The 21,461-nt window shown below is 72.2% G+C and carries 24 protein-coding genes and 4 pseudogenes; 12 read left to right on the top strand and 16 right to left on the bottom strand.

Features of this window, described 5'->3' with window-relative positions:
* Positions 1-26: 26 nt before the first annotated feature.
* Entirely contained in the window at positions 27-308 is a 282-nt protein-coding gene (locus OG689_RS45090; RefSeq protein ID WP_354536924.1) for an ATP-binding protein, read from the bottom strand.
* A 17-nt stretch (positions 309-325) separates the two neighbouring features.
* Here OG689_RS45090 and OG689_RS44945 point away from each other — a divergent pair, with 17 nt between their 5' ends.
* Positions 326-823 carry an endonuclease/exonuclease/phosphatase family protein gene (locus OG689_RS44945; protein WP_323189369.1) on the top strand — a complete coding sequence of 166 codons (498 nt, stop codon included), beginning with the start codon at positions 326-328 and terminating at the stop codon, positions 821-823.
* Positions 824-1,388: 565 nt separating this feature from the next.
* Positions 1,389-1,991, top strand: a complete 603-nt coding sequence (locus tag OG689_RS39705) for a hypothetical protein (protein WP_266326696.1) — start codon at positions 1,389-1,391, stop codon at positions 1,989-1,991.
* A gap of 870 nt (positions 1,992-2,861) precedes the next feature.
* Here the strand turns inward: OG689_RS39705 and OG689_RS39700 are convergent.
* Entirely contained in the window at positions 2,862-3,506 is a 645-nt protein-coding gene (locus OG689_RS39700; RefSeq protein WP_266326694.1) for a DUF4232 domain-containing protein, read from the bottom strand.
* A 94-nt stretch (positions 3,507-3,600) separates the two neighbouring features.
* On the opposite strand from OG689_RS39700, the gene OG689_RS39695 reads away from it, so the two are divergent.
* Complete coding sequence (locus OG689_RS39695) at positions 3,601-3,783, top strand: hypothetical protein (protein ID WP_266326692.1); 183 nt, start codon at positions 3,601-3,603, stop codon at positions 3,781-3,783.
* 185 nt (positions 3,784-3,968) lie between these two features.
* Here the strand turns inward: OG689_RS39695 and OG689_RS39690 are convergent, their stop codons facing one another.
* The 5 genes and pseudogenes from OG689_RS39690 to OG689_RS39670 form a co-directional block, all read right to left on the bottom strand.
* Positions 3,969-5,009 (bottom strand): NAD(P)-dependent alcohol dehydrogenase, encoded by a 1,041-nt coding sequence (locus OG689_RS39690; protein ID WP_266326690.1) that lies wholly within the window; start codon positions 5,007-5,009, stop codon positions 3,969-3,971.
* A gap of 34 nt (positions 5,010-5,043) precedes the next feature.
* On the bottom strand, positions 5,044-5,454 hold the full coding sequence (locus OG689_RS39685) for a cupin domain-containing protein (RefSeq protein WP_266326688.1): 411 nt from the start codon (positions 5,452-5,454) through the stop codon (positions 5,044-5,046).
* Positions 5,455-5,476: 22 nt separating this feature from the next.
* Positions 5,477-6,493, bottom strand: coding sequence for a zinc-dependent alcohol dehydrogenase family protein (locus OG689_RS39680; RefSeq protein WP_266326686.1), 1,017 nt, complete (start codon positions 6,491-6,493; stop codon positions 5,477-5,479).
* A gap of 321 nt (positions 6,494-6,814) precedes the next feature.
* On the bottom strand, positions 6,815-7,093 hold the full coding sequence (locus OG689_RS39675; protein WP_266326684.1) for a GlsB/YeaQ/YmgE family stress response membrane protein: 279 nt from the start codon (positions 7,091-7,093) through the stop codon (positions 6,815-6,817).
* A 286-nt stretch (positions 7,094-7,379) separates the two neighbouring features.
* Positions 7,380-7,646, bottom strand: a pseudogene (locus tag OG689_RS39670) (MerR family transcriptional regulator); the annotation flags it as partial.
* A 1,018-nt stretch (positions 7,647-8,664) separates the two neighbouring features.
* On the opposite strand from OG689_RS39670, the gene OG689_RS39665 reads away from it, so the two are divergent.
* The 3 genes from OG689_RS39665 to OG689_RS39655 all read left to right on the top strand — a co-directional run bounded on the left by OG689_RS39665 (position 8,665) and on the right by OG689_RS39655 (position 9,478).
* Entirely contained in the window at positions 8,665-8,889 is a 225-nt protein-coding gene (locus OG689_RS39665; RefSeq protein ID WP_266326682.1) for a hypothetical protein, read from the top strand.
* A 47-nt stretch (positions 8,890-8,936) separates the two neighbouring features.
* Complete coding sequence (locus OG689_RS39660; protein WP_266326680.1) at positions 8,937-9,140, top strand: hypothetical protein; 204 nt, start codon at positions 8,937-8,939, stop codon at positions 9,138-9,140.
* A 128-nt stretch (positions 9,141-9,268) separates the two neighbouring features.
* The gene (locus OG689_RS39655; RefSeq protein ID WP_266326678.1) at positions 9,269-9,478 is read left to right on the top strand and encodes a hypothetical protein; all 210 of its coding nucleotides are present in this window, start codon (positions 9,269-9,271) and stop codon (positions 9,476-9,478) included.
* A 48-nt stretch (positions 9,479-9,526) separates the two neighbouring features.
* Here the strand turns inward: OG689_RS39655 and OG689_RS39650 are convergent, their stop codons facing one another.
* Positions 9,527-9,892: an STAS domain-containing protein gene (locus OG689_RS39650; protein WP_266326676.1), complete on the bottom strand. Its 366-nt coding sequence runs from the start codon at positions 9,890-9,892 to the stop codon at positions 9,527-9,529.
* Between the two features lie 398 nt (positions 9,893-10,290).
* On the opposite strand from OG689_RS39650, the gene OG689_RS39645 reads away from it, so the two are divergent.
* From OG689_RS39645 to OG689_RS39635, 3 genes and pseudogenes are all read left to right on the top strand, one after another.
* A complete protein-coding gene (locus OG689_RS39645) occupies positions 10,291-10,647 on the top strand; it encodes a helix-turn-helix domain-containing protein (RefSeq protein WP_266326674.1) in 357 nt (118 codons plus the stop codon).
* Between the two features lie 330 nt (positions 10,648-10,977).
* Positions 10,978-11,475 (top strand): hemerythrin domain-containing protein, encoded by a 498-nt coding sequence (locus tag OG689_RS39640; protein ID WP_266326672.1) that lies wholly within the window; start codon positions 10,978-10,980, stop codon positions 11,473-11,475.
* A gap of 293 nt (positions 11,476-11,768) precedes the next feature.
* A pseudogene (locus OG689_RS39635) lies at positions 11,769-12,431 on the top strand (iron-containing redox enzyme family protein); the annotation flags it as partial.
* 163 nt (positions 12,432-12,594) lie between these two features.
* On the opposite strand, the gene OG689_RS39630 reads toward OG689_RS39635, so the two are convergent.
* Positions 12,595-12,735, bottom strand: a complete 141-nt coding sequence (locus OG689_RS39630) for a hypothetical protein (RefSeq protein ID WP_323189368.1) — start codon at positions 12,733-12,735, stop codon at positions 12,595-12,597.
* Positions 12,736-12,746: 11 nt separating this feature from the next.
* Positions 12,747-12,857 (bottom strand): annotated as a pseudogene (locus tag OG689_RS39625) (methyltransferase); the annotation flags it as partial.
* Between the two features lie 42 nt (positions 12,858-12,899).
* On the opposite strand from OG689_RS39625, the gene OG689_RS39620 reads away from it, so the two are divergent.
* Positions 12,900-13,064, top strand: coding sequence for a hypothetical protein (locus OG689_RS39620; RefSeq protein WP_266327794.1), 165 nt, complete (start codon positions 12,900-12,902; stop codon positions 13,062-13,064).
* 332 nt (positions 13,065-13,396) lie between these two features.
* On the opposite strand, the gene OG689_RS39615 is transcribed toward OG689_RS39620, so the two are convergent.
* Both OG689_RS39615 and OG689_RS39610 read right to left on the bottom strand, forming a co-directional pair.
* Positions 13,397-14,638 (bottom strand): SLC13 family permease, encoded by a 1,242-nt coding sequence (locus OG689_RS39615; protein ID WP_266326670.1) that lies wholly within the window; start codon positions 14,636-14,638, stop codon positions 13,397-13,399.
* Positions 14,623-15,945 carry a CoA transferase gene (locus OG689_RS39610; protein ID WP_266326668.1) on the bottom strand — a complete coding sequence of 441 codons (1,323 nt, stop codon included), beginning with the start codon at positions 15,943-15,945 and terminating at the stop codon, positions 14,623-14,625. The genes OG689_RS39615 and OG689_RS39610 overlap by 16 nt, the downstream gene beginning before the upstream one ends.
* A gap of 209 nt (positions 15,946-16,154) precedes the next feature.
* On the opposite strand from OG689_RS39610, the gene OG689_RS39605 reads away from it, so the two are divergent.
* Entirely contained in the window at positions 16,155-16,730 is a 576-nt protein-coding gene (locus OG689_RS39605; RefSeq protein ID WP_266326666.1) for a MaoC family dehydratase, read from the top strand.
* A 160-nt stretch (positions 16,731-16,890) separates the two neighbouring features.
* Here the strand turns inward: OG689_RS39605 and OG689_RS39600 are convergent, their stop codons facing one another.
* The 3 genes from OG689_RS39600 to OG689_RS39590 all read right to left on the bottom strand — a co-directional run bounded on the left by OG689_RS39600 (position 16,891) and on the right by OG689_RS39590 (position 19,286).
* Positions 16,891-17,718, bottom strand: a complete 828-nt coding sequence (locus tag OG689_RS39600) for a CoA ester lyase (protein ID WP_266326664.1) — start codon at positions 17,716-17,718, stop codon at positions 16,891-16,893.
* Complete coding sequence (locus OG689_RS39595) at positions 17,718-18,227, bottom strand: ATP-binding protein (RefSeq protein WP_266326662.1); 510 nt, start codon at positions 18,225-18,227, stop codon at positions 17,718-17,720. Before OG689_RS39595 ends, OG689_RS39600 begins: the two co-directional genes overlap by 1 nt.
* 135 nt (positions 18,228-18,362) lie before the next feature.
* Positions 18,363-19,286 (bottom strand): LysR family transcriptional regulator, encoded by a 924-nt coding sequence (locus tag OG689_RS39590; RefSeq protein ID WP_266326660.1) that lies wholly within the window; start codon positions 19,284-19,286, stop codon positions 18,363-18,365.
* Positions 19,287-19,485: 199 nt separating this feature from the next.
* Here OG689_RS39590 and OG689_RS39585 point away from each other — a divergent pair.
* Positions 19,486-20,118, top strand: a pseudogene (locus tag OG689_RS39585) (ATP-binding cassette domain-containing protein); the annotation flags it as partial.
* A gap of 323 nt (positions 20,119-20,441) precedes the next feature.
* On the opposite strand, the gene OG689_RS39580 reads toward OG689_RS39585, so the two are convergent.
* Positions 20,442-21,386 carry a YafY family protein gene (locus OG689_RS39580; RefSeq protein WP_266326658.1) on the bottom strand — a complete coding sequence of 315 codons (945 nt, stop codon included), beginning with the start codon at positions 21,384-21,386 and terminating at the stop codon, positions 20,442-20,444.
* Positions 21,387-21,461 lie beyond the last annotated feature (75 nt).

The raw sequence follows: 21,461 nt of genomic DNA, 5'->3' as shown, positions 1-21,461 counted from the left end.
CCGGCCCGGCGCCTGGCGTCGTGGGCTCAGCGGGCGGGCAGGCCGAAGGTGACGCGCAGGCCGCCGGTGGGGGCGGGGGTGAGCCGCAGTTCGCCGTGGTGGGTGTCGGTGACGGCGACGACGATGGCCAGGCCGAGGCCGTGCCCTCGGCGTGCGGGGTCGGCCTGTGCGGTGCGGGCGCGGCCCCGGAGGAAGGGTTCGGTGAAGGTGGCGACGCTCTCGGGGGTGAGGCAGGGACCGGTGCTGGTGACGGTGAGCTGGACCCGGCCGGGGCGGGGGGGTCGGTGCCGGTGGTGACGGCGGCCGATCCGCCGGTGGGGAGGTTGTGGCGCAGCGCGTTCTGCAGCAGGTTGACGGCGAGTTGGCGCAGCTGGACGGGGTTGCCGGTGGTGGGGGCGGGTCGGCAGTCGGTGGTGAGGGTGATGCCGAGGTCGGCGGCCTCGTTCCGGACGGCGGCGACGGCGTCCCGGGTGGTGTCGGCGAGGTCGACGAGGTGGAGCTCGGGCGGGTTGTTGTCGAGGTCGGTGAGTTGGAGGAGGGCTTCGCTGATCTCGACGCCGCGCTGGTTGGTGTGTCCTGGAGGGTGCTGCTGCTCGGCGACCTCAATACCGCCGCCGGGGACCACGCCCTCGGCCCGCTGACCAGCCGGCTGAGCTCCGCGCAGGACACCGCAGGCGGCGGTTTCGGGTTCACCTGGCCGGCTGCCTTCCCGTCGGCCAGGATCGACCACATCATGTCCCGGAACCTGCCGGCCACCGCGGCCTGGACCCTGCCCGCCACCACCAGCGACCACCGGCCCGCCGCCGCCAGGCTGAGCCCGTAGAGCCGGTCTGGTCGGCGGGCGACGGGCGGCGGGCGACGGGCGGCGGCTGGCAGCGGCAGACGGCCGCCCGGGACGGGAGGACCGCGACCGAGCGGTGGGCAGGGAGCAGCCGGGACGACGGGACCGGCAGGCGAGAGGGGTCGGTCACCAGCCCCAGCATCCCGGGACGGCATCCCAGGACTCCCTGTTTCCGCAGTTCAACAGGGGTGGGATGGTTCCACCGTTGCAGGTCCGGCGGCGGCTGTTGTGGTGGATCCCCGAGGTCCTGGAAGCTCTGGGTGTCGCACCGGCCGAGGCAGAGCGACCGCCCCGGCAGCAAAACCGCAACGACGCCCACCCCGCACCCTGCGCACCGGGACACCTCCATGCCCCGACACCCGAGGTGCGGCGCTCGCCACCCCACCTGGGCCGGCCGCCAACCGGCCGACCCCGGGGCGAAGGACGGTCGGGCCCGCGTCCTCGGACCGGACGCGGGCAGGGGCGGCGACGAGCCGGCAGGTCCGTTCGGCAGGAGAGCCGGAGTCCGCCGGGAGCACTCACCCACGAACCGGAAAAGGAAACGCACATGAACAGGAAGTCCCTCACACACCGCTGTCCGGGCCGCCGCGCGGCCGCCGCCGCCGCTCTCGTCCTGGCGGTCGGACTCGGCGTGTCCACCCAGATGTCGGCCCAGGCCGCCGACCACACCCCCGCAAAGATGCCGGCCCAGGCGACCCTCCAGGCCGCCGCGCAGGCGGCCGCCGCCCCGGGGTCGGACGTCCAGGCCGCCGCGCAGTTGCCCGCCGCGGCACCGGGATCGGTCGGCGGCACGAGCGGCCAGGCGGTGACCCGGGTCGCCGACTTCTACGGCGCGTACATCGACGCAAAGGGCGACTACGAGGACCCCGACCGCGCGCTGGCCACCGCCCTGCGCAAGCACTACCTGACGCCCGACCTCGCCACCCGACTGGCCACCTGGGAGGAGAGCAACGGGGTCGACGGCGTCCTGCACGCCCAGAACGTCCCCGCGCGGTGGACCGTCACCGACAACGGCGCCGTCGGCAACGGCCACGAGGTCATCGTCACCCTCACCTACGGCAGCGGAGACACCACCCGGAAGACCAAGCTTTTCGTCCTGCTGGAGCGCTACAACCACATCGCCGACATCACCACCACCAGCAACCACTGACCACACTGCGTCCCCGGTCCGGGCGACGGGCGGCTGCCCCACGGGGTTGGGCAGCCGCCCGTCGCCCGCGCCAAGGACCTCCCGCGCGTTCACAGGGGCCGGCGTGATCGGCATCCGACGCCGACACGACACAGTGAAAGCGGAAACGCGACGTACGGGGCGCAGCCGGCTGACGCCCACCGACGCCGAGGACAGCAGGCGCCGGCCGATACCGGTGCGAAGACCACGGGCAAGGCGACGAAGAACCGGGCGGGCGCCGGGACCCAGGCCGGCGCCGCGACCGGCCCCACCTCCACCGGGCACCGACCCAAGGACACCAGAGGCAAGAAGAGCACCTCAGCTCGGGCGGCCCGGCCGGCGACCGGCGCCACCGGCAGGAAGACCGCCACCGCCGCCGGCCCCCGGAAGGACGACCTGTCCGGGTTGACCAAAGCCGAGCTCTACAAGCGGGCCGCCGAACAGGGCCTCCCCCACCGTTCCGCCATGACCCGCGACGAACTCCAGCACGCCCTGGAGAAGACCGGCCGAGGCCGGCACCTGCGCAGCGCGTCCTGGCCGCCGGCCGGGCCCGGGCGGCACCGGACGGCGGCGCCGACGGCTCAGCGCCTGTCGGGTGGCTGGCCATGGGCGGGGGGTGACGGTCGGGATCTGCTCTCCGGGCATGGCGATGGCGACGGCCTCGGAATGATCACGTGGTGTGTGTGCCCGTGCGACAACTCCGAGGCCGTCAACGGCCCATGACGGCCCGCCCGGCCCTCGCCGGGCATCCGCGTGCGGAAACCGCCTGGGACGGCGGGACCAGCCGCTGCGTCCGCCCAGGAAGCGGCCCGGTGCGGGGAATCGCCAGGGCTCCCGGAAGAGCGGGATGCATCAGACGCCGGGGACAGCGTCCTTCGCATCGGTGTGCCAGTTGGTGACGACCGGCTTGTCGACCTTGACGGAGCCGACAGGAATGCTCGCAGGGTTCGGATCCGCGGCGCCGACGCCGATGATGACGTCCTTGAACTCCACGACCTGATCGTTGTTGGTGCTCTTCGGGTTGATCCCCGCATAGGCGACTGCGGAGCCGGTGAGCGTGATCGGCCGACCGACGGCCTGCTCCGCGTTGGCCGCCTCGATGCCGCCCGAACCGAAGGCGATGACCGGGTGCTCGCCGGGCAGGACGCAGGTGATGCCGGGCTTGGCCTTGGCGGAGATCTGGATGTAGCCGCCGGCCTGGGTCTCCATCTTCGCGCCGAACGTGAGGTCGTTGGCGCCGCAGGCCTGGCCGTAGCCGGATTTGCCGCCCGAGGCGGAGGCGGAGGCGGAGGTAGCGGCCCCAGGCTTCGCCGACTTGGCCGGCGTGGCAGCCGCGGTCGGGGACGCGGCGGCCGGCGGAGCGGTTGACGCGGCGGCAGCAGTCGTCGGAGCGGCACCCTTGCCGGAGGCCGGGTCACTGTTCTCCGGGCCGCAGGCGGTGGCCGTCACCGTGAGTGCGGCGACCGCAAGTGCGGCGAGGACGACTCGTGAGCGCATGGGATGTTCCAACTTCCTTATGTCGAAGGCCTTCATGCTAGAACCGCCTTCATCACCCGCTCGTCCCCGAGATGTCCCGATCATGTCTCAAGCGATGCTGGCACAGCCGGGCAGGCAATCCGCAGCCGTCACCGTGCACCAGCCCCTCACGGAGAAGGCCTGGAAGACCGCGTGGACGAACTTCTCCGGCACAGGCGGGCACGCGTTGCTGCGCGCGGACAGCCCGGCGTCGGCCGACGACGTCATCGCCAACGGCGCTGCCCACCGACCGAACTGACCGGTGATCAGCGAGGAGGCCCAGACGGTCATCACCTTGCCCGTGCCGACGGACGACCGGCCGGCCGGCCTTCCTGACGAAGGGCGTAAACCGGCAGTACGTCCCTGGCCGCCGGACCCGGCCGCCTGTCCGCGCGAAACGGCGAGCCGGCAGGTGGCCGGCTCGCCGTTTCGCGCCCGAGTGGGTCAGCCGATGGTGGCGGTGTCGATGACGAAGCGGTAGCGGACGTCGGAGGCCAGCACGCGTTCGTAGGCCTCGTTGATGCGGTCGGCGGGGATCACCTCGATGTCGGCGCCGATGCCGTGCTCGGCGCAGAAGTCGAGCATCTCCTGGGTCAGGGCGATGCCGCCGATCATCGAACCGGTCAGCACGCGGCGGGCGCTGCCGAGCAGGAAGCCGTCGACCGTCATCGGGCCGGGGGCGGCGCCGACGTTGGCGAGGACGCCGTCGAGGGTCAGCAGGCCGAGGTAGGCGTTGACGTCGAGGTCGGCGCTGACGGTGTTGACGATCAGGTCGAAGCGGCCGGCGAGCTCGGTGAAGGTGTCCGGGTCGGAGGTCGCCCGGTAGTGGTCGGCGCCGAGGCGGCGGCCGTCCTCCTGCTTCTTCAGTGACTGGGAGAGCACCGTGACCTCGGCGCCCAGGGCGTGGGCGATCTTGACGGCCATGTGGCCGAGGCCACCGAGGCCGACGACGGCGACCTGCTTGCCGGGGCCCGCACCCCAGTGGCGCAGCGGGGCGTAGGTGGTGATGCCCGCGCACAGCAGGGGTGCGGCGGCGGCCGCGTCGAGGCTGTCGGGGACGGACAGCACGAAGCCGGCGTCGACGACGACGTGGGTGGAGTAGCCGCCCTGGGTGGTGGTGCCGTCGTGGTCGGTGAAGGCGTAGGTGAAGACCGGGCCGTCCACGCAGTACTGCTGGTCACCGCTCAGGCAGGGCGCGCACCGGCCGCAGGAGTTGACCATGCAGCCGACGCCGACGCGCTCGCCGACGCGGTGGGCGGTGACGGCGGCGCCGGTCTCTGTGACGGTGCCGATGATCTCGTGGCCGGGGACGACGGGGAAGGGCTGCGGGCCCCACTCGCCCCGGACGGTGTGGATGTCGGAGTGGCAGATGCCGACGTATTTGATGGCGATCAGGACGTCGTTCGGGCCGACGTCACGACGTTCGACGGTGGTCGGCTCCAGGGGTCGGCCGGCCGCGGGGGCGGCGTAGGCGTTCACTCGCATGGGCAGGTGTTCCTCGACGGGAGTAGGGGTCGGGTCAGTCGGCGGCCGGGGCGGTGGCGTACTCCTCCTCGGTGACGGGGGTCAGCCAGTGGACGACGTCGTGGTCGGCGTCGCCCTCGTTGATGGCCAGGTGGACCATCAGGCGGTTCGGTGCGGCGCCGTGCCAATGCTCCTCACCGGCTTCGAACAGGACTCGGTCGCCGGGGCGGATGACTTCGACGGGGCCGCCGCGGCGCTGGCACAGGCCGGTGCCCTCGGTGACGAAGACGGTCTGGCCGAGCGGGTGGCGGTGCCAGTGGGTGCGGGCGCCGGGCATGAAGTGCACCAGGTTGGCGGTGACCCGGGACGGCTCGGGGGCGGCGGCGACGGCGTCGATGTAGACGTCGCCGGTGAACCAGTCGGCCGGGCCTTTGACGGTGTCGAGAGAACTGCGGGTGATCTGCACGGCGGTGCCTCCAGGGGTGGGGTCAGGGCTTGAGCAGGGTCTTGACGGCGCGGCGCTCGTCCATCGCCCGGTAGCCGTCGGCGACCTGCTCCAGGGGCAGGGTGAGGTCGAATACCTTGCCCGGGTCGATGCGGCCGGTCAGGACGCGGTCGATCAGGTCGGGCAGGTAGCGGCGGACGGGGGCGGGGCCGCCGCGCAGGCCGACGTGGGAGAAGAACAGCTCCTGGCCGTCGATCGCGACGTCGTGGGGGACGCCGACGAAGCCGACGCTTCCGCCGGGCCGGGCGCTGTGCAGGGCCTGCTGCATGGACTGGGCGGTGCCGACGCACTCCAGGACGCTGTCGGCGCCGATGCCGGCGGTCAGCTCCTTGATCCGGGCCACGCCGTCCTCGCCGCGTTCGGTGACGACGTCGGTGGCGCCGAACTCCAGGGCGAGCTTCTGCCTGCTCTCGTGGCGCGACATGGCGATGATCCGCTCCGCGCCCATCTCCTTCGCGGCGATCACCGCACACAGGCCGACGGCGCCGTCGCCGACCACCACGGCGGTCGAGCCGGGCTTCACCCGGGCGGCGTCGGCGGCCCACCAGCCGGTGCCCATCACGTCGGAGTTCGCCAGGAGGCCGGGCCAGAAGCGTTCGTCCGGCACGTCGTCGGTGGCGACCAGGGTGCCGGCGGCGTCGGGGATGCGAATGTACTCGGCCTGGCAGGTGGACAGGAACTCGCGGTGCAGGCAGTTCGACTGGAAGCCGTTGCGGCAGTTCCGGCAGGTGTTGTCGGAGGTGGCGAACGAGCCGACGACGAACTGGCCGGGCCGCAGGCCGGTGACCTCGGCCCCGACCTCCTCGACGAAGCCGGCGTACTCGTGGCCCATCGGGTGGGCCTCGTCGGTCGCGTCCAGGCCGCGCCAGGGCCACAGGTCGGAGCCGCACACGCAGGTGACGGCCGTGCGGATGATCGCATCCGTGGGCTTGAGGATCTTCGGGTCGTCCAAGGTCTCGAAGCGCACGTCGCCGGGGGCGTGGATCACTGCTCCGCGCATGGGAAGGTCCTTTCTGCCGGAAGGGGAGCCCGGGACCGTTGCCGTCCGGGGGCCTTCTTCCAGGTAACCGCGCTTCCCGGCGGGGAGCGAGGCACCAGCGGGGGGTGTACTGCCCTCACGCGAGGACGCGCTGGAGTGGGCTGCCAAGTTCGCCGCCGCGTGCCGGTGTGCGCAAGAGGTCCGGGAGATCATGCCCGACCCGACCGTCTGATCGAAGACGACCCGCCGGGGCTGGGGCGGAAGCGGGCGGGGGCGGACAGCGAGAACGGCTCCGCCCTCGGGGAGAGGGGGAGCCGTTCTCGCCGGCCGGGGCCGGAACGCTCAGGCGTGGCGGTGGTGGTGCTTGTTGCCCGTGACCAGTCGGTAGAGGACGAGGAGGATCACCGAGCCGACGATGGCCGCGATCCAGGTGGAGAGGTCGAAGAAGCCGTCGATGGAGTCGACGCCGAAGATGACCTTGCCCAGCCAACCGCCCAGCAGGCCGCCCGCGATCCCGATCAGGATCGTCACGATCACACCCCCCGGGTCCTTGCCCGGCATCAGTGCCTTCGCAATGAAACCCGCGAACAGTCCGATCAAGATCCAAGCGATGATGCCCATGAGCTTCTCCCTGCCTCGCCGAGTAAAGCCGGTGTCAGCACTCGTCTTCACCGAGCCGCGAGTCCCAAACCCCCCAATCGCCGTCGTATCGTCCGCCGACCCCCGGACCGGGTGCGCACACTCTGCACCCCGGCGCGCACACCCCGCCCTGTGGCGTACCGACAGGCGGATGGGCGGACCTACAGCTCCCCCGGCCTCGAAGCGGGTGTCCTACGGTGTGCTCCGGCGACGGTTGCTGTCCGCCCGCACGGGCAGCGGGCCGGGCCGGGTGTCCGGGTTCGGCCGCGGGGTTCGGGGTGTCGGCGGCTTTGCGAAGTTCCTCGTTGAGGCGCAGGGCGTCTTCGAGTTGGTCTTCGAGGATGACGATGCGGCAGGCGGCGTCGACGGGGGTGCCCTGGTCGACGAGGTCGCGTGCTCGCATGGCGATCCGCAGCTGGTAGCGGGAGAAGCGGCGGTGGCCGCCCTCCGAGCGCAGGGGGGTGATGACGCCCTGGTCGCCGAGGGCGCGCAGGAAGCCGACGGTGGTGCCGGTCATCTCGACGGTCCGGCTCATGGTGCAGGCGGGGTAGTCCTCGTCCTCGAAGGTGGCGTCGAGGGCACCCGGGCCGGGATCGGAGCCGGGGGTGCGGGGTCGGACGGCGGTCGCGGCCATGGCCTCCTTCTCATCCGGTTCGGGGACGCGGCGAGGGGCCCCGTCGCCGTTGCGGCTCCGGGGCCCCGAAGGGATACATCACCATCCACCGGCCTCGGGCCGGGTTCCTCAGGTCCGCACTGCCCCGGGGGATGGGGTGTGCGGGGATCGCGTATGCGTGACCGGAAACCACCGTCCTTCGTAGCTGGGGGTCTGCGGTGTCCGCCCGGACGAAAAAGCCTCACGGGCCGGGCGATCCTGATGGTGCTCCGTCCCCTCCGTTCATCCTGTGGGTGTACTGACCTGCGCACTACGGCACTGCTGGTTCTTCTGAACACGGATACTGCTTCGATACTCGGTTCTGCGTGGCGGCCTCGAAGGGTCACCTGGTCCGCCGGCCAGCCCCGTCGCCCGTCCTGCACTTTCGCTGGCTTGGAACCCCACCGGCCGAACCTCCCAGCACGCGCGCCCGCAGCCCGGCGCCTTCGCTGGGATACCGCTTACTGCCACTGCTGGTACCGCTCACCTCGACTTCACCTGCCGGTACCGCACGCTCTTACCGCGGAACCGCCGGTGGTGGCCCCTGATCACTGCGGGCCACCGGGCCCGGCCGCCGATCCCGTCGCCGTACTGCACCAACCGTGGCTTCAGGACCCTGCAACCGTGCCGACCTGCGAACTTCTCGCACTGCTGCCCGCCAGTTCGTGTCTGGCGGGCACCTCTCGACTGCTTGCTACGAGAGAAACACCAACCACGAGATGCGGTAATGTCTACTCCGGCCAGCTTAGATTTTCCGCTGTTCGATGGACAGATAGTCTTCGGTCCTGAACAGGGCGGACCGGCGCCGGGCGCCGGCACCACGATCAGATGGAGGCCGACGATGGAAGGGCAGCAGCCAGCAGGGACACCCGCGGCCGCCCCACATGCCCCGCGCACTCGCGTGTCCCTCCTGGCCGCCCTCACCGAAGCCGTCCACGACCGCGACGAGCACGTGCTGCGCCGACTCCTCACCCGCTTCGCCGAACAAGCCACCCTCACCGACCTGCCCGCCCTACGCCACGCCCTCGACCCCCGGTCCTCCTCGGCAACGGCATGGGACCGCACGGATGCCGGCACGGGCGACGGGCCGGGCCCGCATCGACAGCAGACAGGGTTGATCGCGTAGGAGCGTACCGTTGAGCCGGGGGCACCCGGCGGGACGAGGCGATCGTCATGGAACAGACCTCCGACGTCAGACCCACGCCGTTCATGACCTGCGCCGAGTGCGGGCTGCCGGCGCCCTGGAACCCCACCACCTTCTGCAGCTGGGCCTGCTTCCAAGTACGCCCCCGCGACCCCGACAGCGGATCGCCGGCCCCGTCCTACTTCTTCGGCCTCGGCACACCCGCCTTGCTCCATCACCACCGCAACCCCTGACCGGGTTCGAACATCAACCGGACCGGCCGGGGGCGCCCGGGCGCTGTCCGGGGCGGAGGAGGACCGCGGCGCGGGCGGCGGCCCGTGTCGGGGCGGCGGGTTTCCTCACGCCCCCATCACCTGCTCCGATGCCTGCCGGCATCCCTCTGGTACCGGCGGGGGTGCCGTCCGTCACCGGACGCGGTGTCCGAGGGCACGTCGCCCGATCGCCACGCCGGCAGCCCTTCTCCGACTCCGGCCGCCGGCCGCCGCCCGAGGCCGTCGAAGCCGCCCTGGACGGCAGCCTGGACCGGCTGGCCGAGCAGGCCCGGCTGCGTGTGGAAGGCCCGGCAGGCTGACCCCTCCGTTCCCGCTCCTCACTTCGGTGCACCCGCGGGGCCTGTCGGTCAGCTGCGGGTGCGCGGCGAGGTGTGATCGCCCAGGTCGACCGGGAACACCTGGTCGGCGCCCGTGATCTGCAGAACCCGTGCGACGGTGGGCGCCGGGCGGCCCAGGTGGATCGTCACACCCTGACGCTCGGCCTCTATTCGGCCCTTCAGCAGGCCGTTGAGGCCGGAGGAGTCACAGAACGTGACACCTTCGAGGCCGATCACCAGCGTCGGCGGGAGCGGGCGGGTCGCGAGAGCGCGACGCAGCGCTTGGTGCAGGACCGGCACGCCGTCCAGGTCGAGGTCGCCGGCGCACTCGATGACCGGGCCGCCGGGGGTGTCGCGGACGACTGCGGTGAAGTCCGGCCTGGTGGTGTCGCTCACGTGCTTCCCTTTCAGGTGTGCAGGTCGATGCGGAAGTGATGGTCGACCGGTCGACTGGCGGCGCGAGCCCGAACGGGCGGTCCAGGTGGGCCCACGGCGTCGGTGCGGATGCGCGGCAGCGCGCCGTCCGCTGCCGCGGCGGCCACCGGCCGGACCGTGGCGGTGGGGCCGACCCGCCGCACCGGCCGGGGTTCACTCGGCCGAGGTGATCCGGGTGGTGGCGGGGTTTCGGCGTGGTGGGTGGGGGCGTGGCCCTGGTGTCGCAACGGGTGCTCCTTCACGGGGGCTGCAAGGAGGTCTTCCTCCATGCTGAACCGCCCCACCACGACCCGTCAAGATATTCACGAATCCCATTTCAGGCATTGCATGACGCGAACCGGATGACGCATGGTGGAGACATGCAGCGCAGTGACCAGCAGCCCGTCAAGGCAGCCGCCGAGCGTCAGGAATGGACCTTCCTGACCAGTCATGCTCGCGTACTCGTGATCATCGCTCGCGACCCGACCGTCCGACTGCGTGACGTCGCCGCGATCTGCCAGGTGACCGAGCGGACCGTGCAAGCGATCGTTGCCGACCTCGAAGAAGCCGGATACCTGGTGCGCTCGCGGGAAGGACGGCGCAACCACTACACGATTCCCTCCGGCGGGCAGTTCCGGCACGCCGCCGAGGCCGGACAGGAGATCTCCGGCCTCCTCGCCCTCCTCGCCCGGCCCGCAACCCCCACCGAGGACAGCGACGGCAACTACCGCGCCTGACCCGCCCGGCACCGGCCGCCCGGCACCCACGGCGCGCCGACGCCATGGAACCGGGGTGCGCGTGCGGGTCGGAGTCTCTTCTCCGCGGCGGACAGCGGGCGGATTGCCGCACGGTCCCTGCTCCGCCCAGGGCGGGCAGAAGGCCGGCGGGTGGTGCGCGAGCAGGCCCGGCTGGTCGGGTGGTCCCGATCGTCTCGGCGGGCGGCCCACGGCATCGGCCGGAGGACGCCGCTGACCCCGCCCACCCGTTCGGCCGCGGACAGGTATGCACGGGATCCCGACGGGGGACACGGGATGCACACCTCGCAGAATGCAGAAAGGGGATTCCTCATGTCCACCGACGCCATCGTTCTCCTCAAGGAGGACCACAAGGACGTCCGCCGCCTGTTCCGTGCCTTCACCAGCGCCGGCGACGACGCCGACGCGGAGAAGGCCGACCTGGTGAATCAGATCCTGGAGGCCCTCACGGTGCACACCTACATCGAGAACGAGGTGATGTACCCCGAGGTGCGCAGGCTCGTGCCGGCCCTGGAGAGCGACATCCTGGAGTCCTACGAGGAGCACCACGTCGCCGACCTGCTCTGCGCGGAGCTGTCCGCGATGAGCCCCGACGACGAGCGCTTCGACGCCAAGACCACCGTGCTGATCGAGAGCGTGACCCACCACATCGAGGAGGAGGAGAACGACTGGTTCCCCAAGGTCCGCGACGCGCTGGGCAGAAAGGAACTGCAGGAGATCGGCACCCGCCTGATCGAGGCGCGCGCGAAGGCACCGCGCCGGCCGGAGCAGCCCAGCGCCCTGAAGAAGGCCGCCGACGCGATCCTCTAGCCCCGGCGGGACGACCTGGGCTGGGCCGTCGCTGCCGCTCTCCGCGGCGACAGCGTGGGTCCGGGGAGCCGACGACGCGGCGGTACCTGATTCGGCCGACCCGGTGCTCTGCTTCGCCGCGGCGCCGACGGGTAGGCGCCCCGTGGCCGAGAGAGCAGACCGATCAGAGATTCCATCCCGTGGGTGTAAGCACCGCAGGTTCGCAGCCCCGTCCGCCCGACGCCCGGGGCCCCTTTCCCGTGCCGTGATCGAGCTGATCTCCTCCCGGGCGGCACTCGGCGAGGGACCGGTGCTCGCACGTCCTGCTGCGCGAGGGGGACCGCCGGCAGGTCCGCGAATACCTGGTGCACCGGTCCCTGTACCACCTCAAGGAGGCCGATCCGCAGGCCTGGGTCATCCCGCGGCTGCACGGCGCCGCCCAGGCTGCCCTGGTGGCGATCGAGTACGACGAGTACGGCGGGGGGCGCCCCGATCGCGTCCACTCGCGGCTCTTCGCCGACATGATGGTGGACTTCGGCCTGGACGCCGGGTAGGGCCACTACCTCGACGTGGTGCCGGCGCCCGCGTTGGCGGTGGTGAACCTGATGTCGATGTTCGCCCTGCACCGTGCGCACCGAGGAGCCCTGGTGGGCCAGTTCGCGGGGGTGGAGATCACCTCATCGCCCGGATCGGCCCGGCTGGCGGCAGTCTTCGAACGCCTGGGCGCGGGACCGGCAGGGACGGCGTTCTACCGGGAGCACATCGAGGCGGACGCCGCTCACGAACAGCTCGTTCGCCACGGCGTCATCGAGACGCTGCTCAGGGACGAACCCGAGCTGGAGGAGGACATCGCCTTCGGGCCGGCCGCCAGCTCGCTGACCGAGGAGCGACTCGCCCGGCACATCCTCGACTGCTGGGAGCAGCGGCGCGGCTCGCTGCTCGCCCCGCTGGAGGAGTCCCCGGCCCTGGTTTCCTGACCCGGCGGCGACCCCCGGGGTCCTGGCCCGGGCGGGCGTCCTGACCCGGGCGGGCGCGTTCGCGTGGACACCCCGGACGTGTTCGCCCGGCCGGCCCGGAGCGCGTCACGGCGGCCCGGTGGTGGGTGCCCCGGGTGTCGGGGTCCGCGCCCAGCCGTCCGGGCTACGCCTCGCGGGCGTCCCCGGCCGGCCCGTCGGTGCCGTCGCCTTCGGGGCGCCGGTCGGCCGGCGGGAGGGAGCGGCGGCGGCTGGTGTCGCAGAAAGGGTAGAGGCGGCTGCGGCGGCACAGGCACAAGGCGATCACCGGCCGCTCGCTCCGGATGGCCGAACCGTCCGCCAGGCCGGTGCCTGGCGGCAGATCCGGTCCACCAGGGCGCGGTCGTCGTGCCCGGCGTCCCAGGCACGGGCGATCCCGCGGCTGGGGGGCGCTGCGGCCGCGGCAACGAGGCCTACCGGTAAGCCAAGCCCGTGGCCGGCCCCACGGCCGCCCGGCCCGTCTGGGTGTCGGCCGCCGTCGACCCCCAAGCCGCCGGTGTGCTCGTCCCGGACGACCCGGCCGACCTGGTCACGGGCCTGGTGGAGCTGCTCGGCGCCCACCGCGTCCGGGACCGCTTCCCCGCCCCGACCAGCTGACGGGCAGTTCGCCTCCTGTCACCCGCGCCCGCCGGAGCAGGCCTTCGGCCGATGCTCCGGCGGGCGTTGCGGGCTGCCGGGCCAGGAGCTGCGCCGAGCACCCGGACGCCGTCCGGCGCGTACGAAGGAGCCAACCATGCCCACGGCCATCGACGAGTGCGCGACGCTGACGCGGCAGCTGCACGCCGCCCTCGCCGCGGCGGGCAGCACGCTGGCCGTCGCCGAGTCCCTCACCGGAGGACTGCTCGCCCTCACGCTGACCGAGGACGGGCGAACGGTCGCCGGGGCTGCCCTGACGGGGTACCAGCGGCGGCCCGGGCCGCCGCTCGGAGTCAGAACACCACGAACGTCAGCCAGGCCGCGCCGGGGGCGATCACGCACATGCTCGCGCCCCACCGCAGCAGACCGCGGTACGTCTGTGTCCGCAGGGGTTCCGGCGCGTTGGCGACCACCAGTGCGCCGTTGGTGGAGAAGGGACTCGCGTCGACGATGGTCGCCGCCGAGGCGAGTGCGATGACCAGGCCCGTGGTCGGGATGGAGCCCGAGGCCAGGAAGGGGGCCGCGAGCGGCATCAACGCGCCGAGGATGCCCGTGGTGGAGGCGAAGGCCGACACGACGCCGCCGACGTAGCAGATCAGCAGGGCGGCCAGCAGCGGGGCGCCGACGACCGCGATCGTCCTTCCGAGCGAGTCGACGATCCCGAGTTGCTGCAGCAGGGCGATGTACGTGACGATCCCGCAGACCAGCAGTACGACCGGCCACGCGATCTCCTTGGCGGCCCGCTGGGCCGTGGTGCGGAAGACCACGGCCAGGGCGGCGGCCAGGGTGAGCGCGAACAGTCCGGTGTCCAGGGCCAGGACGGTGGTGCCGAGAACCAGCAGCACCACCGCCACCAGGGTGGCTGCCTGCTCGACGCCGAGCACCGGCTCGGGCCCCGCCGTGCTCTCCTCCCCCGCCGCCGGGGCGGGCGCCGTGCCGCGGCGGCGGCCGAAGACGAGCCAGGTCACGAGCGCGGCGGCCAGGTTGAGGGCGAAGGTGCCCCCGAACAGCGCGGCGCCGTCGACGTGCAGGTGATTCGCGGCGAGCGACGAGTGGACGATGCCGCCCAGGATCCCGGTGGGCGCGAAGCTGCCCGCGGCGGCTCCGTTGACGGCCATCAGCCCGGCGTACAGCGGGTTCATCCCGTGGCGCACGGCGAAGGTGATACCGATGGGCGCCACGATCGCGACGGCCGCCGGGGAGGCGGCACCGGTGGCACACATCAGCGTGGCGAGCAGGAACAGCAGCCAGGGCACCACCGCGACCCGGTTGCCGGCCGCCCGGACCGCGGAGTGGACCAGCCAGTCCACCGTGCCGTTCGTGCGCGCGATCCCGAACAGGAAGGTCACGGCGACCAGCACGACGAGCATCTCGGCCGGAAAGCCCGCCAGCACCTCCTTCGCGGGATGGCCGAGCCAGACGGCGCCGAACAGGAAGGTGGCGGTCAGGGCCAGGATGCCCATGTTGAGGCCGGTGAGGGAGGCCAGCACGAAGATGACGGCCAGGACCAGGACGCCGGTCAGTTCAGTGGACATGACGATCTTCCTTCGGGTGAGGGCTCAAGGGGCGCGTCGAGCCAGGCGAGAACCGATGCGGTGTGCTCGCCGAGGGCCGGTACCGGCCGGAGTCGGGCAGGCCTGCGTCCGGGCACCGTGACCGGCGGGATGAGCCCGCGCAGTTCCCCCACGGGGCTGTCGAACGAGGCCCAGCGGCCGCGGGCCAGGAGTTGGGCGTGCTCGCTGAACTCGCTCATGGTGCGCTGCCGCGCGTGCGCGACGCGGGCCTCGTCCAACCGGTCGACGAGGTCCGCGGTGCTCAGGCCCAGGGTGGTCTCCCGTACGACGGCGTCGAGTTCGTCGCGGTGCGCGACCCGGTCGGCGTTGCCCAGGAACCGGGGGTCCTCGGCCAGCCGCGGCCGGCGCAGGACGGTCTCGCAGAAGGCCACCCACTCGTGGGCGTTCTGGAGACCGAGCATCACGCTCTGGCCGTCGTTGGTGGGGAACGGGCCGTAGGGGGCGATGGTGGCGTGACTGGCGCCGGCACGGGCGGGCGCGGCACCGCCGTAGCGGGTGAAGTACTCGGCGTATCCCATCCATTCGCCGAGCGCTTCGAGCATCGAGATCTCCAGCCGGGTGCCGAGGCCGGTCCGGGTGCGCTCCAGGAGGGCCGTGAGGATGCCGGAGTAGGCGTACGTCCCGGCGCAGATGTCGGCGATCGACAGGCCGACCTTCGACGGTGTCTGCGGGGTGCCCGTGATGGAGAGGAGTCCGGCCTCGGCCTGTACCAGGAGGTCGTACGCCTTGCGGTCGCGGTGGGGGCCGGTGCTTCCGTATCCCGAGATGTCGCAGGTGATCAACCCGGGGTGGTCCGGGGCGAGTTGCGCACTGTCGATGCCGAGCCGGGCAGCGGCCCCGGGGGCGAGGTTCTGCACCAGGACGTCGGCCCGGTCGACGAGTGCGTGCAGTCGCCGGTTGCCCTCGGGCGAACGCACGTCGAGCTGGACGCTCTCCTTGCCCCGGTTGAGCCACACGAAGTGGCTGGACATACCGCGCACGGTGCGGTCGTAACCGCGGGCCAGGTCCCCGGTTCCGGGCCGTTCGATCTTGATGACGCGGGCACCGAGGTCGGCCAGCTGACGGGTCGCGAACGGTGCGGCGACCGCCTGTTCGAGCGAGACCACGACGAGGCCGGCGAGCGGCCCGTCCACGGGTTCGTCCACGGGTTCGTGGGTGGGTGCGTCGGCGGGTCGAGCGGCGGGTTCGTCGGCGGGTCGAGCGGGAGGTCCGGCGACGGGGCCGGCGGTGAGGCTGTGCGGGGAGTGCGGGGGGTGCGGCTCAGGCATGAAGTCCCTCCCAGGGGCGGTTGGGGTGTGTGGGGAAACCTTCCGCCGCCCGGGAGCCGCTGTGAAATGACGAAAAGACCGCCGCCCCATACGTGTTGTGCATGGTCGCGGGTCGCTCCCGGCGGCGCCGACGACCATGCGCGACACGTATGGCACCAGGCGTATTCGGGCATTTCACAAGTCCGCCCGGCATTCCGAAGATGAGGTGTATGACGAACGAGAACGCCAGCTGCCCGCCCGACCCGACCCGCGCCCCCGAGGGAGGCTGGCCGGGCCGCTACTTCGAGGACTTCGCGGTGGGGGACGTCTACCGGCACCCCCTCGGCCGCACCGTGCTGGAGACCGACAATTCGTGGATGACGCTGCTCACCCAGAACACGGCGCCGCTGCACTTCGACCGGCACTACGCGGCGCAGACCGTGTGGGGCCGCCCTCTGGTGGACTCCACCTTCACGCTGGCCCTGGTGACCGGGCAGAGCGTCACCGATGTCTCCCAGCACGTGATGGCGAACCTGGGATGGGATCGCGTACGCCTGCCGAACCCGGTGTTCGAGGGCGACACGATCTACTCCGAGTCGGAGGTGCTGTCCGCGCGCCCCTCCTCCAGCAGGCCCGACGTCGGCATCGTCCGAGTCCGCACGATCGGGTTCAACCAGGACGGGGTCGTCGTCATCACCTTCGAGCGGACGCTGATGGTGTACCGGCGTGGCCACGGCCCGTCGTTCGACGCCGTACGGCCCGTGTGGGACGAGCGCTCCCGAAAGGCTGCCGGCATCGACGGCTGAGGCAAACGGCACTCGTGCCCGGGCCCGTCCGGCCCGGGCACCCGCATGTCCGGCACGGGCCCGCGCGCGTCCGACTCCGGCCCGTGCGCGGGGGCTGGGCGGCCCACCGACCCGCCCAGCCCCTCCCCCGCTGCTCCCCGCCGCTCCCTGGCGCTCCCCTCTACCCGTCGGTCGCGGCAACGAGTTCCAGCAGGTCACGGGCGTGCTCCAGGCGAGGCCGGTCGATCATCTCGCCGTCCACCCGGACGGCGGCGCCCTCACTGCGCGCGGCCTGTTCCAGAACCCGGCGGGCCCAGGCGATCTGCTCCGGCGCGGGGCTGTAGGCGGCGTTCACGGCGGCGGTCTGCGCCGGGTGGATGCAGAGCTTGCCGGTGAATCCACCGGCCCGACCCGCCTGCGCCTCGGACCGCACCGCGGCGACGTCGTCCAACTGCATGGCGGGGCCGTCGATGGGGCCGCGCAGTCCGGCCGCCCGGCTGGCGATCACCAGCCGGGTCCGGGGGTAGGCCCATGCCTCGGGCGCGTCGCCCATGCCGGTCTCGCGACGGAAGTCGGCGACGCCGAAGGCGAGAGCGAAGGTGGCCGCCTCGCAGGCGATGGCGAACGCGTTCTCGATTCCGAGCGAGGACTCGACGAGGGCGACCACGGGTGTACCCGCCGGCAGCCGGGCCGCCGTGGCGGCGACGTGCTCGGCTAGCTCGGTCTTCGGGAGCATCACCCCGGCGAGGGCGGGAAGGCCGGCGACGACTCCCAGGTCCGCCCGCCAGTGATCGCTGGTCCGGTCGTTGATCCTGACCCAGACGGGTGTGTCGGCGGCGACGTGCCGGGTGAGTTGGTCGCGGGCGAGAGCCTTGCGGCCGGGTGCCACGGCGTCCTCCAGGTCGAGGATGACCGCGTCCGCGCCGGGCAGGTCCCGCCGGGGGTAGCGGTCGGGACGGTCCGCCGGGGTGAACAGCCACGAACGGGCGTACTGAGGTCCGAGGGCCATCACTTCTCCCCTCGCGAGCCGGTCGGGGTGAGACGCAGGTCCGCCCGGACCGTGCGCCGGCCTTCGGAGATCGTGGTCTCCACCCGGTCGGCGAGCCGGTCGACGATCACGAGTCCCCATCCGCCCTCCTCGGCCGGCCGGGCCGCAGGGGCCGACGGGCCGGCACCGAAGTCGCAGACGTCGATGCGCAGGATCGTGCCCCGCAGCGACAGGCTCACGGCCAGCTCCGGACCTCCGTACTGAGCGGCGTTGGCTGCCAGTTCACCGATGATCAGGACAGCGGACTCGCGGTCGGAGGCGGTCACTCCCCAGGAGGCCAGCAGAGCCGCGGCGCAGTGACGCGCCTCGCGCACCATGCTGTCCTCCGCTGCCAGGAAGACGGCACCCCCGCGGGCTTTCGCGTGCGGAAGCCCTGCCGTTCGGATCGTCCCGGCCATGCGCAGCCCACGTTCCGGGTGTTGGTTCCCACGGGGCCGCGTGGTGACGGTGGTGGTGAGGTTGGTGCCCATGGCGCCATCCTCGGACGGCGGTGTTCCGCTGTGAAATGACGCGTTCCCGGCGCCGTCATACCTGGCGTGCATCACCCCAGCTCAGCGGGGCAGGGGCAGGCGGTCGCGGGGTCACGGGGGCAGGCGGTCGCGGGGTCACGGGGTCACGGTCACGCTGCGGGCCTGCGGGCCTGCGGGCAGCTGCGCGGTGGACCGGATGTAGTCGTGAAAGCGTGCCACGACCGCTGCGCGCGGGCCCCCGGCCGGCACGATCACCCCGATCGTGCGGAACGCCCCAGGGTCGGCGAGCGGTACGGAGACGGTGAGACGCTGATGAGCGGACAGGTCACCGGTGGCCGGCACCACCGCCACCCCGAGCCCGGACGCCACCAGCGAGCGGAGCGTGCTGAGTTCCGTGGACTCCATCACGATCCGCGCCGTGAATCCGGCCGCCCCGCACAGCCGATCGGCGACCTGGCGCAGGCCGAACTCCGGTTGCAGCGCGAGGAAGGCCTCCGAGGCGAGCTCGGCCACCTGTACCCGGTCGCGGCTGGCGAGCCGGTGGTCGGCGGGTACGAGCAGAACCAGCGGCTCGTCCTGGAGCGGTGTCCAGTGCAGCGCCTCGTCGGCGGGGCGCGGGCTGGTGATGCCGAGGTCCAGGCGGCCGCGCCGCACCCCGTCGGCGACGGCGTCCGCCGCGCTGCCCCGCAATTCGAACGTCGTCGCCGGAGCGATCCGGTGGTACCCGGCGAGCAGTCCGGGAATCAGCCAGGTGCCGTAGGAGTGCAGGAACCCGAGCGTGATGGCACCGCTGTCGGGATCGATCAGCGCGGCGATGCGCTGTTCCGCGCGGTCGATCTCGCTGATGGCCCGTACGGCGTGCGCCCGGAACACCTCGCCGTACTTGTTGAGGTGAAGCCGGTTCTGCCGGCGGTCGAACAGCGGCACCCCCACCCGCTTCTCCAACCGGCCGAGCGCACGGGAAAGGGTGGGCTGGGTGATGTTGAGCCGATCGGCCGCGGAGGTCACGTGCTCCGACTCGGCAAGAGCCACGAACCACTGCAATTCCCTGATCTCCATGAGACCACCCTATTTCGACGCGGGATCCGAGGGAATTCGGTCGACACCACTCACCAGCCCCCACCGGGGCCGACGTCACCCCGACCTTTCGCGCCCGGCACCGCGTGCCCGGCGAACGCCTCGCCCCTTCTCGTCGGTGAAGCCGCACGGTCGGCCGGGCAGCCACGCAGGCGGCCGGCGGTTCGGCCTGCTCTGTGCGAGGCTGGCGGTGGTCGGCCCCTCGGGGGCCGGGAAGTCCACCCTGGGCCGGCTGCTGGCCGGAGCGGAGGTGCCGCGCACCGGCCGGGTGACGGTGGGGCAGGTGCCCGTCGCCGAGCTGGACCCGGCCGAGCTGCGCAGGCACGTGGTGCTGGTCTCCCAGGAGCACCACGTCTTCCTGGGCACCGTCCGGGACAACCTCCACCTCGCCGCGCCCGACGCCACCGACCAGCAGCTGCACGCGGTGCTGGCCGCCGTCGACGTCGACTGGGTGGAGGAGCTGCCGACGGGGCTGGACACCGTGATCGGCTCCGGCGGGCACCGTCTGGACGCCCAGCAGGCGCAGCAACTCGCCCTGGCCCGTGTGGTGCTGGCCGATCCGCACACGCTGATCCTGGACGAGGCGACCTCGCTGCTCGACCCCACCACGGCCCGGCACACCGAGCGTTCCCTGGCGGCCGTGCTCAAGGGCCGCACCGTGATCGCCATCGCGCACCGTCTGCACACCGCGCACGACGCGGACCGGGTCGCGGTGATGGACGGCGGCCGGGTGACCGAACTCGGCAGCCACGACGAACTCCTGGCGGCCGCCGGCGGCTACGCGGCGCTGTGGAAGTCCTGGCACGGCGCCTGAGCGCGCGCCTCACCCTCTCGACCAGTAGGAACGGACCCCCCGTCGGCATATTCGCCGCGATCGCCGCCGCACGGTCCAGCTGGAGCAGCAGCTGGTCGGCCCGGATCAGCTGCTCGCCGAGGGCGAAGCGCTCGGCCGCGAGCGGGTCGTCGGCCAGGCCGTCGGGGAGCCCCGTTTCGCCCCGGGGCGAAACGGGGGCCACCGTGAGGGCCTTGGTCTGCTTCTCCTTCTCCCTCGCGCGGTCCGCCTTCGACGAGCACTGCGCGCCGGTGCCCCGCCCGGACACGGGTGCAGCACGGGTGGCTTTTCCGAACTGCGGGTCTCTACTGCGGCAGTGTGCGTTCGGCTGATGCTGTGAGCTGGGCGGCCAGATTCTTGAGCGCTGGCCGGAGTTCGTCGGGATGGTGGATGGTGAAGGGCCATTCGAGGGAGGCGAGCAGGTGTGCCATGCCGTCGAGGCGCTCTGCGCGGGCTTGCATCAGAACGCCGGTGGGTTGGGCGGTGAGCGTGACAGCGGTGTTCGGCAGCCTGCGGGCGATCTCGTCGAGGGGGCAGTGGATCGTCACTTCGACCTGCCAACGGTAGGGCCCCTGGGTGAGGGTCGAGGTCAGGTGGGCGACGGGGTCGAAGCCGTCGGGGATGATGAAGGCTTTCGTGCGGGGAGTGACGGAGGCGATGCGGTCGATGCGGAAGGTTCGCAGGTCGTCGCGGAGGTGGTCGTGGCCGACGAGATACCAGCGGCCGGTATGGAAGACCACGCCGTAGGGGTCGATGTCGCGCTCGGTCTGGTCCTGCCGCCATGACTGGTACCTGATCCCGACGGTCGTCCTGGTACGAGAGGCCCACGCGAGTGCAAGCAGGACGCCGCTCTCGGGTGCCTGCGCGATCACGGCATTCGCGGTGAAGGACAGGGTCTCCCGCATGGCGGCGAGCGGCTCCCGAAGAGAGTCCGGAAGCACCCTCTCGATCTTGGCCCGGGCGCCCGCCCCGGCCAGCACCGTCGTACCCATTCCGAGCCGTTCGGCCGCGAGGAGTCCGAGGACAACGGCGAGGGCCTCGTCATTGGTGAGCACCAGGGGCGGCATCCGGTAGCCGCGGGCCAGACGGTAGCCGCCGTAGCGGCCGCGCTCGGCCTGCACGGGGATGCCCAGGTCGCGCAGGTGGGTGATGTACCGGCGGATGGTGCGGACGTCGGTGTCCAGCTGGTCGGCCAGCTCGGCCCCGGTAAGCCCGGCGTTCGACTGAAGCAGTTCCAGCAGGGTGAGCACACGGGTCAGGGGATGCGACATGGATCACTCGACATTTCAGGGCTGATTCTGTCCTGTATCGACTCTACGCTCCAT

The sequence above is a fragment of the Kitasatospora sp. NBC_00240 genome, assembly GCF_026342405.1.
Taxonomy (GTDB): domain Bacteria; phylum Actinomycetota; class Actinomycetes; order Streptomycetales; family Streptomycetaceae; genus Kitasatospora.
The sequence above is the reverse complement of the archived record's forward strand: the minus strand, read 5'-3'. Positions and strand labels throughout refer to the sequence as shown.

Coding starts and splice junctions, on each gene's coding strand:
- OG689_RS39600 (WP_266326664.1), bottom strand. CDS start 17,718: ATGGCCCTCGGACCTCAGTACGCCCGTTCGTGGCTGTTCACCCCGGCG.
- OG689_RS39655 (WP_266326678.1), top strand. CDS start 9,269: ATGCCTGCCGGCATCCCTCTGGTACCGGCGGGGGTGCCGTCCGTCACC.
- OG689_RS39615 (WP_266326670.1), bottom strand. CDS start 14,638: ATGTCCACTGAACTGACCGGCGTCCTGGTCCTGGCCGTCATCTTCGTG.
- OG689_RS39690 (WP_266326690.1), bottom strand. CDS start 5,009: ATGCGAGTGAACGCCTACGCCGCCCCCGCGGCCGGCCGACCCCTGGAG.
- OG689_RS39645 (WP_266326674.1), top strand. CDS start 10,291: ATGCAGCGCAGTGACCAGCAGCCCGTCAAGGCAGCCGCCGAGCGTCAG.
- OG689_RS39680 (WP_266326686.1), bottom strand. CDS start 6,493: ATGCGCGGAGCAGTGATCCACGCCCCCGGCGACGTGCGCTTCGAGACC.
- OG689_RS39700 (WP_266326694.1), bottom strand. CDS start 3,506: ATGCGCTCACGAGTCGTCCTCGCCGCACTTGCGGTCGCCGCACTCACG.
- OG689_RS39605 (WP_266326666.1), top strand. CDS start 16,155: ATGACGAACGAGAACGCCAGCTGCCCGCCCGACCCGACCCGCGCCCCC.
- OG689_RS39640 (WP_266326672.1), top strand. CDS start 10,978: ATGTCCACCGACGCCATCGTTCTCCTCAAGGAGGACCACAAGGACGTC.
- OG689_RS39695 (WP_266326692.1), top strand. CDS start 3,601: ATGCTGGCACAGCCGGGCAGGCAATCCGCAGCCGTCACCGTGCACCAG.
- OG689_RS39590 (WP_266326660.1), bottom strand. CDS start 19,286: ATGGAGATCAGGGAATTGCAGTGGTTCGTGGCTCTTGCCGAGTCGGAG.
- OG689_RS39595 (WP_266326662.1), bottom strand. CDS start 18,227: ATGGGCACCAACCTCACCACCACCGTCACCACGCGGCCCCGTGGGAAC.
- OG689_RS39610 (WP_266326668.1), bottom strand. CDS start 15,945: ATGCCTGAGCCGCACCCCCCGCACTCCCCGCACAGCCTCACCGCCGGC.
- OG689_RS39705 (WP_266326696.1), top strand. CDS start 1,389: ATGAACAGGAAGTCCCTCACACACCGCTGTCCGGGCCGCCGCGCGGCC.
- OG689_RS39675 (WP_266326684.1), bottom strand. CDS start 7,093: ATGGGCATCATCGCTTGGATCTTGATCGGACTGTTCGCGGGTTTCATT.
- OG689_RS39660 (WP_266326680.1), top strand. CDS start 8,937: ATGGAACAGACCTCCGACGTCAGACCCACGCCGTTCATGACCTGCGCC.